Annotated in this window: 12 protein-coding genes; 6 read left to right on the forward strand and 6 right to left on the reverse strand. The window is 69.8% G+C overall.

The annotated features are described in order from the left end of the window. Positions 1 to 44 precede the first annotated feature (44 nt). Together INQ48_26500 and INQ48_26505 are read left to right on the forward strand one after the other, a co-directional pair. Positions 45 to 1,541: an ABC transporter substrate-binding protein gene (locus INQ48_26500; GenBank protein ID QRF56834.1), complete on the forward strand. Its 1,497-nt coding sequence runs from the start codon at positions 45 to 47 to the stop codon at positions 1,539 to 1,541. A 239-nt stretch (positions 1,542 to 1,780) separates the two neighbouring features. Next, a complete protein-coding gene (locus INQ48_26505) occupies positions 1,781 to 3,268 on the forward strand; it encodes an ABC transporter substrate-binding protein (GenBank protein ID QRF56835.1) in 1,488 nt (495 codons plus the stop codon). A gap of 182 nt (positions 3,269 to 3,450) precedes the next feature. Here the strand turns inward: INQ48_26505 and INQ48_26510 are convergent, their stop codons facing one another. Beyond that, positions 3,451 to 4,314, reverse strand: a complete 864-nt coding sequence (locus tag INQ48_26510; GenBank protein QRF56836.1) for a LysR family transcriptional regulator — start codon at positions 4,312 to 4,314, stop codon at positions 3,451 to 3,453. Positions 4,315 to 4,427: 113 nt separating this feature from the next. Between INQ48_26510 and INQ48_26515 the strand changes: the two genes are divergently transcribed. From INQ48_26515 to INQ48_26525, 3 genes are all read left to right on the forward strand, one after another. Beyond that, positions 4,428 to 4,826 (forward strand): tautomerase family protein, encoded by a 399-nt coding sequence (locus INQ48_26515; GenBank protein QRF56837.1) that lies wholly within the window; start codon positions 4,428 to 4,430, stop codon positions 4,824 to 4,826. A gap of 44 nt (positions 4,827 to 4,870) precedes the next feature. Then, positions 4,871 to 6,247 (forward strand): tetratricopeptide repeat protein, encoded by a 1,377-nt coding sequence (locus INQ48_26520; GenBank protein QRF56838.1) that lies wholly within the window; start codon positions 4,871 to 4,873, stop codon positions 6,245 to 6,247. Between the two features lie 94 nt (positions 6,248 to 6,341). Then, positions 6,342 to 7,931 (forward strand): amidohydrolase family protein, encoded by a 1,590-nt coding sequence (locus INQ48_26525; GenBank protein QRF56839.1) that lies wholly within the window; start codon positions 6,342 to 6,344, stop codon positions 7,929 to 7,931. A 6-nt stretch (positions 7,932 to 7,937) separates the two neighbouring features. Here the strand turns inward: INQ48_26525 and INQ48_26530 are convergent, their stop codons facing one another. Together INQ48_26530 and INQ48_26535 are read right to left on the reverse strand one after the other, a co-directional pair. After that, positions 7,938 to 8,636: a histidine phosphatase family protein gene (locus tag INQ48_26530; protein QRF56840.1), complete on the reverse strand. Its 699-nt coding sequence runs from the start codon at positions 8,634 to 8,636 to the stop codon at positions 7,938 to 7,940. A gap of 44 nt (positions 8,637 to 8,680) precedes the next feature. After that, the gene (locus INQ48_26535) at positions 8,681 to 9,289 is read right to left on the reverse strand and encodes a YIP1 family protein (protein QRF56841.1); all 609 of its coding nucleotides are present in this window, start codon (positions 9,287 to 9,289) and stop codon (positions 8,681 to 8,683) included. A gap of 122 nt (positions 9,290 to 9,411) precedes the next feature. Between INQ48_26535 and INQ48_26540 the strand changes: the two genes are divergently transcribed. Beyond that, entirely contained in the window at positions 9,412 to 10,122 is a 711-nt protein-coding gene (locus INQ48_26540; protein QRF56842.1) for an alpha/beta fold hydrolase, read from the forward strand. Between the two features lie 9 nt (positions 10,123 to 10,131). On the opposite strand, the gene pcp is transcribed toward INQ48_26540, so the two are convergent. Genes pcp through INQ48_26555 form a run of 3 tightly spaced genes read right to left on the reverse strand, consistent with a single transcriptional unit; the run spans position 10,132 to position 12,444 of the window. Then, entirely contained in the window at positions 10,132 to 10,824 is a 693-nt protein-coding gene (gene pcp / locus INQ48_26545; protein QRF56843.1) for a pyroglutamyl-peptidase I, read from the reverse strand. A 35-nt stretch (positions 10,825 to 10,859) separates the two neighbouring features. Continuing rightward, complete coding sequence (locus INQ48_26550; GenBank protein ID QRF56844.1) at positions 10,860 to 11,120, reverse strand: hypothetical protein; 261 nt, start codon at positions 11,118 to 11,120, stop codon at positions 10,860 to 10,862. A gap of 19 nt (positions 11,121 to 11,139) precedes the next feature. Next, positions 11,140 to 12,444, reverse strand: coding sequence for a hypothetical protein (locus tag INQ48_26555; protein ID QRF60911.1), 1,305 nt, complete (start codon positions 12,442 to 12,444; stop codon positions 11,140 to 11,142). Between the last annotated feature and the right edge of the window lie 185 nt (positions 12,445 to 12,629).

The following is a 12,629-nucleotide window of genomic DNA, read 5'->3' on the forward strand; positions in this document are numbered from 1 at the left end:
CGGAGGGCGCATGCCCCCGCCACCGCTCAAAGGACCGCCCGCCCATGCTTCACAGACGCACCCTCCTCGCCACCGGCGCCGCCGCGCTCGCGCCCCTCGTGCTGCCGGCCGGCGCCCTCGCGCAGGCACGCCGCAAGGACACGCTGGTGCTCGGCCTCACGCTCGAACCCACGGGCCTCGATCCCACGGCCAAGGCCGGCGCCGAGATCGCCGAGGTGGTGCTCTACAACGTCTTCGAGACGCTGACCAAGATCAACTCCGACGGCAGCGTCACGCCGCTGCTGGCCGAGAGCTGGGAGGTCTCGCCCGACCTGCGCACCTACACCTTCAGGCTCAGGCGCGGCGTCAAGTTCCAGAACGGCGAGGCCTTCGACGCGAACACGGTCAAGTTCTCGTTCGACCGTGCCTCGGCCGCCAACAGCACCAACAAGGACAAGCGCTTCTTCGCCAACTTCACGACCCAGGCGCTCGACGCGAACACGGTGGTGCTGATCGCCAAGGAGATCGAGCCCGACCTGCTGTTCCAGCTCGGCCAGGCCTCGGCGATCGTGGTCGAGCCCAAGTCGGCCGAGGGCAATGCCACCAAGCCCGTGGGCACCGGTCCCTACCGGCTCGAGAACTGGGCCAAGGGCTCGTCGATCGTGCTCGCGAAGTGGGACGGCTACCGCCATGCCGACGCGGTGCAGATCCGCCGCGCGAGCTTCCGTTTCGTCTCGGAGCCGGCCGCGCAGACCACCGCGCTGCTGTCGAACGACATCGACCTGTTCCCGCATGCCTCGGTCTCGCGCAGCCTCTCGCAGTTCCAGAACGACAAGCGCTTCCAGATCCTCTTCAACGCCTCGCGCGGCAAGTCGATCCTCGCGATCAACAACAGGCGCAAGCCGCTCGACGACGTGCGCGTGCGCCGCGCGATCGCGGCCGCGATCGACCGCAAGGCGGTGATCGACGCGGCCATGGACGGCCGCGGCATCCCGATCGGCAGCCACTACGTGCCGACCGCGCCGGGCTACGTCGACACCACCGGCATCAACCCCTACGCCCCCGCGAAGGCCAAGCGCCTGCTGGCCGAGGCCGGCGTGAAGCTGCCGCTGCAGCTCGACCTGGTGCTGCCGCCCCCGCCCTATGCGCGCCAGGGCGGCGAGCTGATCGCCGCGCAGCTCGCGCAGGTCGGCATCGTCGCGAAGATCCAGAACGTGGAGTGGGCGCAGTGGATCAGCGGCACCTACGGCAACAAGAACTACGACCTGTCGGTGATCCTGCATGTCGAGCCCTTCGACCTCGTGAACTACACGCGCCCCGAGTACTACTGGGGCTACCAGTCGGCGAAGTTCAACGAGGTGTTCGAGAAGTCGCGCAACGCGCCGCGCGAGGCCGACCGGCTGCGCCTGCTGGGCGAGGCGCAGCACATCCTGGCCGAGGACTCGGCCAACGTGTTCCTCTACCAGCCGCAGCTCATCACCATCGCCGCGCGCGGGCTGCGCGGCCTGTGGAAGGACGCGCCGATCTTCGCCAACGACATCGCCGCGATGTCCTGGGCGTGAGTGGCCGCTGACCTTTCGCGGCGCCCCGCATCCGGGAACCTCCCGAGGAAAAAGCGCCGCGCCGCGGCATCGGCGGCGAGCGCGCTGCGCGAGAATGCTTTTGGCTGCACGGCGTGGCATCTTTCCTGCTGCGCCGAGGGTCTCTCGCGGCGCCGCGCCTTGATTCGGGGCGCGCCGTCCCCTCACCCTTGCGAGGCAGCCCTTTGCCTTTCCAGACGTTTTTCCGGAGATCACCACGTATGTTGAACCGTCGCACCCTCCTCACCACCGCTGGCGCCACCGTGGCCCTGGCCACACCGCTGGCCGGCCTGGCCCAGGGACGGAAGGACGCCATCGTGATCGGCATGGCGCTCGAGCCGCCGGGCCTCGATCCGACCGCGGGCGCCGCGGCCGCGATCGCCGAGGTGGTGCAGTACAACATCCTGGAGACGCTGACCAAGATCAACGCCGACGGCAGCGTCACGCCGCTGTTGGCCGAGAGCTGGGAAGTCTCGCCCGACCTCAAGACCTACACCTTCAAGCTGCGCCGCGGCGTGAAGTTCCAGAACGGCGAGCCCTTCAACGCGGCCACGGTCAAGTTCTCGTTCGACCGCGCGGGTTCGGACAAGAGCACGAACAAGGACAAGCGCACCTTCGCCAACCTCAGCACCCAGGCGACCGACGACTACACGGTGGTCGTCATCAACAAGGAGATCGACCCCGACCTGCCCTTCGTGCTGGGCCAGGCCACCGCGGTGATCGTCGAGCCCAAGAGCGCCGACGGCAACGCCACCAAGCCCGTGGGCACCGGCCCGTACAAGCTCGACAACTGGGTCAAGGGCTCCTCGATCACGCTGAGCAAGTGGGACGGCTTCCGCAACCCCGGCAACGCGAAGATCAACAAGGCGACCTTCCGCTTCATCTCCGACACCGCGGCCCAGGCCGCGGCCATGCTCTCGGGCGACATCGACATGTTCCCGCGCATCGGCACGCGCGTGGTGCCGCAGTTCAAGGCCAACCCGCAGTTCCAGACCATCCTGGCCGGCTCGCGCGCCAAGACCATCCTCGCGATCAACAACCGCAAGAAGCCGCTCGACGACGTGCGCGTGCGCCGCGCGATCCTCGCGGCCATCGACCGCAAGGCCGTCATCGAGGGCGCGGCCGACGGCTTCGGCGTGCCGATCGGCAGCCACTACGTGCCCGGCGCGGCCGGCTTTGTCGACACCACCGGCATCAACCCCTTCGACATCGAGAAGGCCAAGAAGCTGCTGGCCGAGGCCGGCGTGAAGACCCCGCTCGAGCTCAAGCTGACCCTGCCCCCGCCGCCCTACGCGCGCCAGGGCGGCGAGGTGATCGTGGCCCAGCTCGCCAAGATCGGCATCGTGGCGAAGGTGCAGAACGTCGAGTGGGCGCAATGGCTCAGCGGCACCTACGGCAACAAGGACTACGACCTGTCGATCGTCTCGCACGTCGAGCCCTTCGACCTCGGCAACTACGCCAAGTCGGACTACTACTGGGGCTACCAGTCGAAGGCCTTCGACACGCTGTTCGACAAGATCAAGACCACCGCCAACACCGCCGAGCGCAACAAGCTGCTGGGCGACGCGCAGAAGATGCTGGCCACCGACGCGGCCAACGGCTTCCTCTACCAGCCGCAGTTCCCGACCGTGGCGAAGAAGAACGTCAAGGGCATCTGGAAGGAAAACCCGATCTTCGTGAACGACCTGTCGGCCCTGTCCTGGGGTTGAACACAAGCCTCCTTCGCACAGCCATCTGAACACGAGAGACGCCGCACAACGCAGCGTCCCTCGTGCACAGGATGCCGGGTACTCCCCGCAGCGAAATCAAGGAGGAGGCCGAAGGCCGGGGGACATTCGCGGAGGGGAGTACCCGGCGTCCTGTGCACGCGCCCGCGACGCCAACAAAGAACTCACCCCAGCTGCACAGCCAGCATCTCCCGCGCCCGCGCCACGAATTCCGTCTCCCCCCGCCGCCCCGGCAGGAACTGGAAAGCCACGCGCGGCAACGCCGGCAACCCATGCGGCGCCGCGAGCCGCGCCACCCCTTCGCCGATCGCCGACTCGTTGAGGCAGGCCACGCCGAGCCCCGCCGCCAATGCCGACTGCAGCCCCGCCACCCCCGAGGCCACATGCGCGAGCACGTAGGGCACACGCCGGCGCCGCAGCAACGCCACCGTGAACTGATGCAGCGAGCAGGTGTCGGGCAGCACCAGCAGCCGCACCGGCTCGCCGCGCACCACCCGCATGCCGGCCGCGCCCAGCCAGGCCAGTGATTCGCGCCGCAGCACCGCCGGGCTGCCCGGCGGCGGCGTCGACACGCCCGCGATGTGCATCGCCAGTGCCACGTCGAAATCGCCGCGCGCATAGGCCGCGCGCAGCTCGTCGCTCTTGAGGATGCTCACGTGCAGCCGCACGCGCGGATGGCCCTGCGCGAGCCGCGCCAGCAATTGCGTGAGGTCGCCCGGACGGAAGTAGTCGGTGACCGCGAGCCGCAGCTCGCCCGCCAGCGTCTCGCCATGCAGGTCGCGGAAGGCCTCGTCGCTCAGTGCCAGGATGCGCCGCGCATGGACCAGCAGCCGCGCGCCGGCCTCGGTCGGCGACACCCCGGCCTTGCTGCGCGTGAGCAGCGACTGGCCCGCGCGCTCCTCGAGCTTGCGCATCTGCTCGCTGACCGAGGACTGCGAGAGGAAGACCCGCGGCGCCGCGGCCGTGAGGCTGCCCGCGTCGACCACCGCCACCAGCGTGCGCAGCTGTTCCAGATCGAATCCCTGCATGGCTCATCCATCCGATATTCCGATGGCTGTCATCATATCTTCCCGCTTTTCCGATGACGAGGCACTGCCCACAATCACCCCATCGACCACCCAAACCTTCCAAGGAGTCCGCCATGCCCCACATCGTCGTCCACCTCTCCGGCCAACCCGATGCCGACCTCACGCGCCAGACCGTCGACGCCGTCGCCGAGCTCACCCAGAGCGTGCTCGGCAAGCAGCTGCCGGTGATCGCCATCACCGTGCAGTACATCGCCGCCGACACCTGGTTCATCGGCGGCCAGTCGCTGGCCGCGCTCGGGAAGTCGGCCTTCCACCTCGACATCAGCATCACCGACGAGACCAACACCAAGGCCGAGAAGGCGCGCTACCTGCGCGAGGTCCATGCGGCCATGGCCAGGCTGCGGCCCAACCTGCACGAGGTCTCGTACATCCACGTGATCGACGCGCGCGGCGCGGCCTACGGCTACGGCGGCAAGACCCAGGAGTACCGGCACCAGCAGGCAGGCGTCTGAAGACGGCGCGTTGAAGCCGCCGCGGGGGCGTGGCACGATGCGCCATGCCCTCCGCCAGCCCCCCGTCGAACACCGTCCGCCACGCCGACAGCCTCGGCAACCCCCTCACGCTCGACGACGCCGCCAGCCTGCCGCTGGTCGACGATTTCGTCATGGGCTTCATCTCGAGCGAGGCCCGCGCCGTCAACCTGCTCGCCGCCACCGAGCACGACGCGAGCCCCATCGTGCAGGCCTACGGCGCCACGCTGCACCTGTTCGCCGAATCGCGCGAGGCCGTGGCCAATGCGCGCCCCTTCCTCGACAAGGCACGCCAGCAGGCCGCGCGCGCCACGCCGCGCGAGCAGCGCTACATCGCGGCCATCGAGGCCTGGGCCGACGGCGACATCGCGCGCGCCATCGCGCTGCATGCCGAACAGGCGCGCGAGCATCCGCGCGACCTGGTGTCGCTCAAGCTCGGCCAGTACCACTGCTTCAACACCGGCGACTGCCCCGGCATGCTGCGGCTCGCGCTCGCCGTGCTGCCGCATGCGGCCGAGGTGCCCTACGTGCACGGCATGGCCGCCTTCGGCTACGAGCAGTGCCACCTGATGCGCGAGGCCGAGGCCAGCGCGCGCCATGCGATCGCCCTGTGCCGCAAGGAGCCCTGGGCCCACCATGCGCTCGCGCACGTGATGCTCACCGAGGGCCGGCTCGCCGAGGGCCTGGCCTTCATGGAGAGCGTGAGCGACACCTGGGTCGGCCTCAACTCCTTCATGGTCACGCACAACTGGTGGCACGTGGCGCTGTTCCTCATCGACCTGGGCCGCGGCGACGAGGCGCTCGCGGTCTACGACCACCATGCCTGGGGCGTGGTCAAGGCGTATTCGCAGGACCAGATCGGCGCCGTCTCGCTGCTCGCGCGGCTCGAGCTCGCGGGCGTCGACGTCGGCGATCGCTGGGACGACGTGGCTGCGCACCTGCTGCAGCGCCAGGCCGACCACGTGCTGCCCTTTCTCGACCTGCAGTACCTCTATGGCCTGGCGCGCGCGGGCCGGCCCGAGGCCGACACGCTGCTGGCCAACATCGAGGCCTTCGCGCCGCATGCGCCGGCCTCGACGCGCGCAGCCTGGCAGCGTGTGTGCGTGCCGGCCGCGCACGGCCTGCGCGCCCATGCGCGCGGCGACCTGGCCGCGGCGATCGACGGCCTCGGCACCGCGCTGCCGCGCATGATCGAGATCGGCGGCAGCCATGCACAGCGCGACCTGTTCGAGCAGGTCTACCTCGACGCGCTGGTGCGCAGCGGCACCGAGGCCACGCTGACCGGCGCGCAGGGCATCCTGCAGCAGCAGTTCAACGGCCAGCCCGAATCGCTGCGGCTGCGCCGGCAGGCAGCCGAGGTCTACCGCAAGCTGGACCTGCCGGAGATCGCCGCGCGCTCATGAGTTCAGGACATGGGGCGTGCCGCAAAAGGAATTGGCGGCGCGCGCGAGGCGACTTCACACTGGCCGGCGTTTCCACCCGTGCCCACATCGCCCCATGCAGACTTCGCTCATCGCCCTGGCCGCGCTCGCCTTCCTCGCACCTTCGCTCCACGCCCAACCGGCCGACGCACCGATCGAGCTCGACCTGCTGCTGCGCGGCGGCACCATCTACACCGGCGACGATGACCGGCCCGTGGTCGGCGACGTCGGCATCGCGGGCGACCGCATCGTGTTCGCGGGCCGCGCGATGCCCGCGCAGTTCAAGGCCAAGCGCACCATCGACGCCACCGGCATGGTGGTGGCGCCGGGCTTCATCGACGCCCACACGCATGCCGACACCGATCTGCATTCGAACGACGCGCGCAAGCGCCTCAACATCCCGTTCCTGACCCAGGGCGTGACCACCGCCGTGATCGGCAACGACGGCTTCGGCGGCTGGGACATCGCGGCCCAGGCGCAGCGGCTGCGCGCCGTGCCGGTGGGCACCAACGTCGCGATGTACGTCGGCTTCGGGCCGGTGCGCACCAGCCAGCTCGGCGAGGCCAACCGCCAGCCCACGCCCGAGCAGCTCGAGGCCATGGGCCGCCACGTGAGCCAGGCCATGTGCGAGGGCGCGCTGGGCCTGTCGACGGGGCTCTTCTATCCGCCGCAGAACTTCTCGAAGACCGAGGAGGTGATCGCGCTCGCGAAGGTGGCGGCGCGCCATGGCGGGCTCTACGACAGCCACATCCGCGACGAGTCCATGTACAACATCGGGCTCAAGGGCTCGATCGACGAGGTGATCCGCATCGGCCACGAGGCGAAGCTGCCGGTGCACGTGGCGCACATCAAGGCGCTCGGCGTCGACGTGCAGGGCCAGAGCGGCGACATCATCGAGCGCATCGAACGCGAGCGCGCCAAGGGCCTGGACATCACGGCCGACCACTATCCGTGGACCGCCTCGAGCACCCGCTTCTCGGCCGCGCTGATCCCGCCCTGGGCCATCGATGGCGGCCGCTCCGCGCTGCTGCAGCGCTTCGACGATGCCGCGGTGCAGGAGCGGCTGCGCGGCGGCATGCGCGAGAACCTGCGGCTGCGCGGCGGGCCCGACGCGATCCTGTTCTCGGCCGGCAGCACGAAGTACGTGGGCAAGACGCTCGCGCAGGTCGCGAAGGCCCAGAACGCCGACCCGGTCGACGCCGCCATCGCGGTGCTGCGCGACGGCGACCTGATGATCGCCTCGTTCAACCAGAGCGACGACGACGTGCGCGCCTTCATGAAGCGGCCCTGGGTCATGACCTCGTCGGATTCCTCGCAGGGCCATCCGCGCGCCTACGGCACCTTCGCGCGCAAGTACGAGCAGTACGTGGTGAAGGAGCACGCGATCTCGCTCGCGCAGTTCATCCGCGGCAGTTCCTCGCTCACGGCCGACACGCTGGGCCTGGTGCAGCGCGGCCATCTACGGCCCGGCTACTACGCCGACGTGGTGGTGTTCGATCCCGCGCGCTTCGCCGCGCGTGCCACCTACACGCAGCCCACGCTGCTGTCCGAGGGCGTGCGCACGGTGCTGGTGAACGGCCAGCTCGCGGTGGACCAGGGCCAGCCGACCGGCGTCGGCGCGGGCCGGCCGCTGCTGCGCGCGCCGAAGGCGGGCAGCTGCGGCTGAGCCGCTTCAGTCCTTGTTCTTGAGGTGCCGCGTCTGGTCGTAGGTCGGCTGCGGCGGCAGGTCGGCCAGGTGCCGCGTGTCGGCCCATTCGACAATCTCGATCGCCTCGGGCGCCGCGGGGTCGGCGATGCGGATGCGGTTGAAGCCGGCGTTGGGAATCTCGCTGCGGCGCGGGCCGCTGAGGCTCAGGCCGTGCGCGGTGCGCCACACCATGTCGAGCACGCCGCCGTGCGTGACCACGATCAGGTGCTGCCCGCGGTGCGCGCCGGCGATGGTGCCGAGCGCCGCGACGATGCGCGCATGGAACTCGCGCGCCGTCTCGCCCTCGGGCATGGCGTGGTCCTCGCGGAACTCCAGCCACTCCTCCCAGGCGCGCGGATGCAGGGCCTGGATCTCGTCGGAACGCATGCCTTCGGCGATGCCGAAGAACTGCTCGCGCAGCGAGGCCGTGGTGACGATCGGCAGCGAGAGCTGCGAGGCGCCCGGCGCCGCCGTCTGCTGGGCCCGCAGCAGGTCGCTGCTGATCACGTGCTGCACCGCGGTTTCCTGCGCCAGCCGCAGCCCGATGCGGCGCGCCTGCTCGTGGCCCATGTCGTTGAGCGGCACGTCGGCGTGGCCCTGGAAGCGCAGCTCGCGGTTCCAGGCGGTCTCGCCGTGGCGGATGAGGATGATGTCGGTGGTGGTGTCGGGTTTGGGCGTGGGCATCGGCCCCCATTGTCCCACCACCGGCCGCCGTGGCGGCTTCGGCGTCAGGCGAAGGCCATCGGCAGCGCGCCCAGCCGCAGCGCCGGCGAAGCCGTGAGCAGCGAGAGCACCCACGCGATCGTGAAGCCGCCGACGATGGCGCAGACCACCACCACCGCGGTGTAGGGCAGCGCGCGATCGGCCGGGCACTTCATCAGCACCGGCAGGCCGAGGTAGATCAGGTAGATGCCGTAGAGCCCGCACAGCGCGCCCAGCGCCGACAGCGAGGGCAGCAGGCTGAATACGCCGCCGACCAGCGAGGCGGTGGAGGCATAGACCGCGAGCTTGAGCGCGGCGACCGGGCTCTGCACGCCGTCGAAGGTGGGCGCGAGCGCGTCGACGATGAGCCCGACCACGAACACCACCACGAGCGACAGCACGTAGCCGACCACCATGTTGACCAGCCCCGCGAGCACCGGCACGCGGAAGCTCACGCCGAAGGCGCCCATGCCGATCACCGACAGGCCGATGAAGCCGGCCACGGCCGGGATCAGCGCGAGGATCATCAGGTAGTTCTTGTAGAGCGAGGCGGTGTCCTCGGGCTCGGCATCGATCACCGGCCAGGTGGCCTTGGGCTTGAGCAGGATGTCCTGCACGCGTTGAACCAGGTTCATGGAAGTCGAAGGGAAAGGAGAAGGGGTGGCGGCGCGAGTATGTCGAGCCGCGGCGCGCCTGGCTGCTGGCCAGGAAGCCTATGCCGATGCGCCGGGATGACGTCCTCGCGCAGAATCCCGGCATGCCTGCCACCCTCGTACTTCTTCCCGGCCTCGCGTGCGATGCGCGCCTGTGGGACGCCCAGCTCCCCGCCCTCCCTTCGTCGCTCTCGCCGCGCGTGAGCGACGTCCAGCTGCGCCACGCCACCATCGAGGGCATGGCCGCGGCCGTGCTCGACGAGAACCCCGGCCCGCTGGTGCTGTGCGGCGCCTCGATGGGCGGCATGGTCGCGATGGAGGCCGCGCGCCAGGCACCCGGTCGCATCGCGGGCCTGGCGCTGCTGGGCACCAGCGCACGGCCCGAGACGCCCGACATGCGCGCGCTGCGCGAAGGCGCGATCGAGTACTTCGCGCGCGGCGAACTGCGCGAGGTGATCGAACCCAACGTGTTCTTCGCCTTCCACCCCGCCCAGGCCGCCGACCCGGTGCTCGTGCAGCGCTACCTCGACATGGTGCTGGGCGCCGGCGCCGAGCAGCTCACGCGCCAAAACCGCGCCGTGATGGCCCGGCCCGACGCGCGCACGCACCTCGCGTCGCTGCGCGCGCCGGTGCTGCTGATGTGCGGCGACGACGACCGCCTCGCGCCGCCCGAATGCACGCGCGAGCTCGCGGCGCTGCTGCCGCAGGCCGAGCTGGTGTGGGTGCCGCAATGCGGCCACATGCTGACGATGGAGAAGCCGGCGCTGGTCAACGACGCGCTCAACGGCTGGCTCGCGAAGCTGTTCGCGGCCTGAGTGCCGGGGTCAGTGCAGCTGGCCGCCGGTCTCGGCGATGTCGCGCTCGACCTCGAGCGCGGTGCGAACCGCGATGCGCAGCGCCTCGACCAGGGTCGCGAGCGCCATGCTCGGCGCGCCCGGAAAGTTCGCCGCCTGCTCGGGCAGGTAGGGGATGTGGATGAAGCCTCCGCGTGCGCTTTGCACGCCTGGCTGCACGCGCCGCGCGAGCTGGTGCATCAGGCCGTAGAAGATGTGGTTGCACACGAAGGTGCCGGCCGTGTTCGACACCGAGGCCGGCACGCCCGCGGCGCGCAGGTCGCGCACCATGGCCTTGATCGGCAGCGTCGAGAAATAGGCCGCGGGGCCCTCGGGCGCCACCGGCACGTCGACCGGCTGTCGCCCCGCGTTGTCGGCGATGCGGCCGTCGTCGACGTTGATCGCCACGCGCTCGGGCGTGACCTCGGCGCGGCCGCCGGCCTGGCCGATGCACAGCACCAGTCGCGGCTTCAGCTCGTCCATGGCCGCCGCGAGCGAATCGATGGCCGCGCCGAAGACGCAGGGCATCTGGCGCGCATGCACCACCGCGCCAGCGTGCTTCCAGCCATCGAGCGCGCGCACCGCTTCCCATGAAGGATTGATGGCCTCGCCGCCGAAGGGCTCGAAGCCGGTCAGCAGCACGCGCGATGGTGGAGAGGTTCGGGGCGTCTTCGGCGAGGTCATGGGACCGACGTTACCGCAAGCGCCCCCTGGCGTCGCTACTTCCTGGGCGCGAGGTCGAGCGGATTGGCGGGCAGGTCACCGCGCGCGGGCTTGGGCTTCTGCTCGGTCTTGCATTCGGCGTCCCGGAACGGGCCCGACAGCCGTTCCCAATCGGAATTGATGATGTGCTGGAAGCACACGACCTTGCCGTTGTCCTTGTGCTTGAACAGATAGAACCCGCCGGTGGGTTGGGACAGCGCCGGACCGCAGCTCAGGGCCGTGCCGAGAGCGAATGCGAAGGCTGCGATGAATTTCATGGTCGGTTCTCCCGGGAAATCACAGAGCGGGCGGCGAGGCCAGGCTCTTGGCCACCTCGATGACCAGGTTGCGGGACTGCGCAACGATCTTGTCACGGTGGGTCTCGAATTCCGGATCGGTGACGCCCCTGGGAATCTTCATGGTCGGCGTGTGAATGTGGCCTGCAGGAATGTCGAGCCGGAAGACGTCGCGCAGCAGGGTGTTGCGGTAGGCGCTGGCGTTGGACAGGTAGTTGCCGCCACCGCCCTGCAGCGCGCAGTTCAGCTCTTGCGGATTCGGCTTCGTTCCTTCGGGCGGAAAAAGAGCGTCGAGGGTGCACTCGATGACATCGTATTCGTCGTTCCGGGCCACTTTCCAGTCGCCCGTGGCCGCATCGATCATGCTCTGGAACGGCAGGCTTGCGACGGTGAACTGCGACGGCGCATCCTTCGACCATGGCGTGGGCGAATACCCCAACCAGCGTTCCGGCGGGTTGATCTCGCAATCCTGGTTCGAGGGAAAGCCGGTGCACGGAGGCCTGAGGTTGTCGTTGCCGACGGCGGAGAAGTGATAGCGCCCGTTGTAGTGCTCCAGGTCGAAGCTGTTGCGCCCCTGGCTCATGGTGATCGACGCATCGACGCGTTTGTCGCCGGGTTTGAACCAGGGCCCCAGCGTGTCTTCCTGCATGCCGGCGAGGAACGGACCGTAGTTGACGGGCAGGATGAAGGTGCGGATCACCGCGGTCGTCCCGTCGGCCAGCGCCACGGTATGACCATCGAGCGAGAGGATGGTGGCGCCCGACGGATTGCCTCTGGGCAGTTCGAAATCGCCGGACTCGATCCTGTCATCCGAGCTCGGGGCGCCGAGCGAGAACGGATCGAAGCCGCTCACCAGGATCCGCTTGTAGCCCTTGCCTTCGGGGAAATCGATCGACAGCTGCCCGCGCGAGGCACGCTCGAACTCGTTCTCCAGCGCAGCGCGCTGCGCGTCCGTCAGCGCGAACTCGGGCTTCCACTGGCGCAGCGCGAGCGTCATCGTCAGGCGTGCCCAATAGAGCATGCGGTCGTCGCTCTTCGCCAGCGTGCCCTGGACCGACCGGCCCTGCACGCGGTCGAGCGCCGCCTGCCAGAGCTTTTTCCCCTCGGCATGCAGCAGCGCCACCGCCTCGTCGTAGCTCGAGGCGCCGGCCAGGCCGTCGCTGCAGAGCCTGGCGGCGAAGTCGGGGCCGAAGCGGTCGAATCCGCTGGCCTGCAGCAGTTGCTGCGAATAGCTCGATGCATCGCTGGCGGCGATCTTGTTGGGCAGGCGCCGCTCCTCGTAGGAGGCCTCCACGGCGCTGTCCATCGCGCACTTGGCGCGCACGGCCGGCGGTGGCGGCGCGGGCGGCGGCGGTGCCGGAGGTGCCGGCGGAACGGGCGGCTGGGTGCCACCGGCGGCGGCGATCGCCGCCAGCACGGCCGGGTCGACGCCGCCGCCCCCACCTCCGCCACCGCAGCCGGCGACCGCCAGCGCGCAAATCCCCAGGGCGG

This window comes from Variovorax paradoxus (assembly GCA_016806145.1).
Taxonomy (GTDB): Bacteria; Pseudomonadota; Gammaproteobacteria; order Burkholderiales; family Burkholderiaceae_C; genus Variovorax.

Coding starts and splice junctions, on each gene's coding strand:
- INQ48_26540 (QRF56842.1), top strand. CDS start 9,412: ATGCCTGCCACCCTCGTACTTCTTCCCGGCCTCGCGTGCGATGCGCGC.
- INQ48_26500 (QRF56834.1), top strand. CDS start 45: ATGCTTCACAGACGCACCCTCCTCGCCACCGGCGCCGCCGCGCTCGCG.
- INQ48_26515 (QRF56837.1), top strand. CDS start 4,428: ATGCCCCACATCGTCGTCCACCTCTCCGGCCAACCCGATGCCGACCTC.
- INQ48_26555 (QRF60911.1), bottom strand. CDS start 12,444: ATGGACAGCGCCGTGGAGGCCTCCTACGAGGAGCGGCGCCTGCCCAAC.
- INQ48_26550 (QRF56844.1), bottom strand. CDS start 11,120: ATGAAATTCATCGCAGCCTTCGCATTCGCTCTCGGCACGGCCCTGAGC.
- INQ48_26505 (QRF56835.1), top strand. CDS start 1,781: ATGTTGAACCGTCGCACCCTCCTCACCACCGCTGGCGCCACCGTGGCC.
- INQ48_26535 (QRF56841.1), bottom strand. CDS start 9,289: ATGAACCTGGTTCAACGCGTGCAGGACATCCTGCTCAAGCCCAAGGCC.
- INQ48_26530 (QRF56840.1), bottom strand. CDS start 8,636: ATGCCCACGCCCAAACCCGACACCACCACCGACATCATCCTCATCCGC.
- INQ48_26525 (QRF56839.1), top strand. CDS start 6,342: ATGCAGACTTCGCTCATCGCCCTGGCCGCGCTCGCCTTCCTCGCACCT.
- INQ48_26510 (QRF56836.1), bottom strand. CDS start 4,314: ATGCAGGGATTCGATCTGGAACAGCTGCGCACGCTGGTGGCGGTGGTC.
- INQ48_26520 (QRF56838.1), top strand. CDS start 4,871: ATGCCCTCCGCCAGCCCCCCGTCGAACACCGTCCGCCACGCCGACAGC.
- pcp (QRF56843.1), bottom strand. CDS start 10,824: ATGACCTCGCCGAAGACGCCCCGAACCTCTCCACCATCGCGCGTGCTG.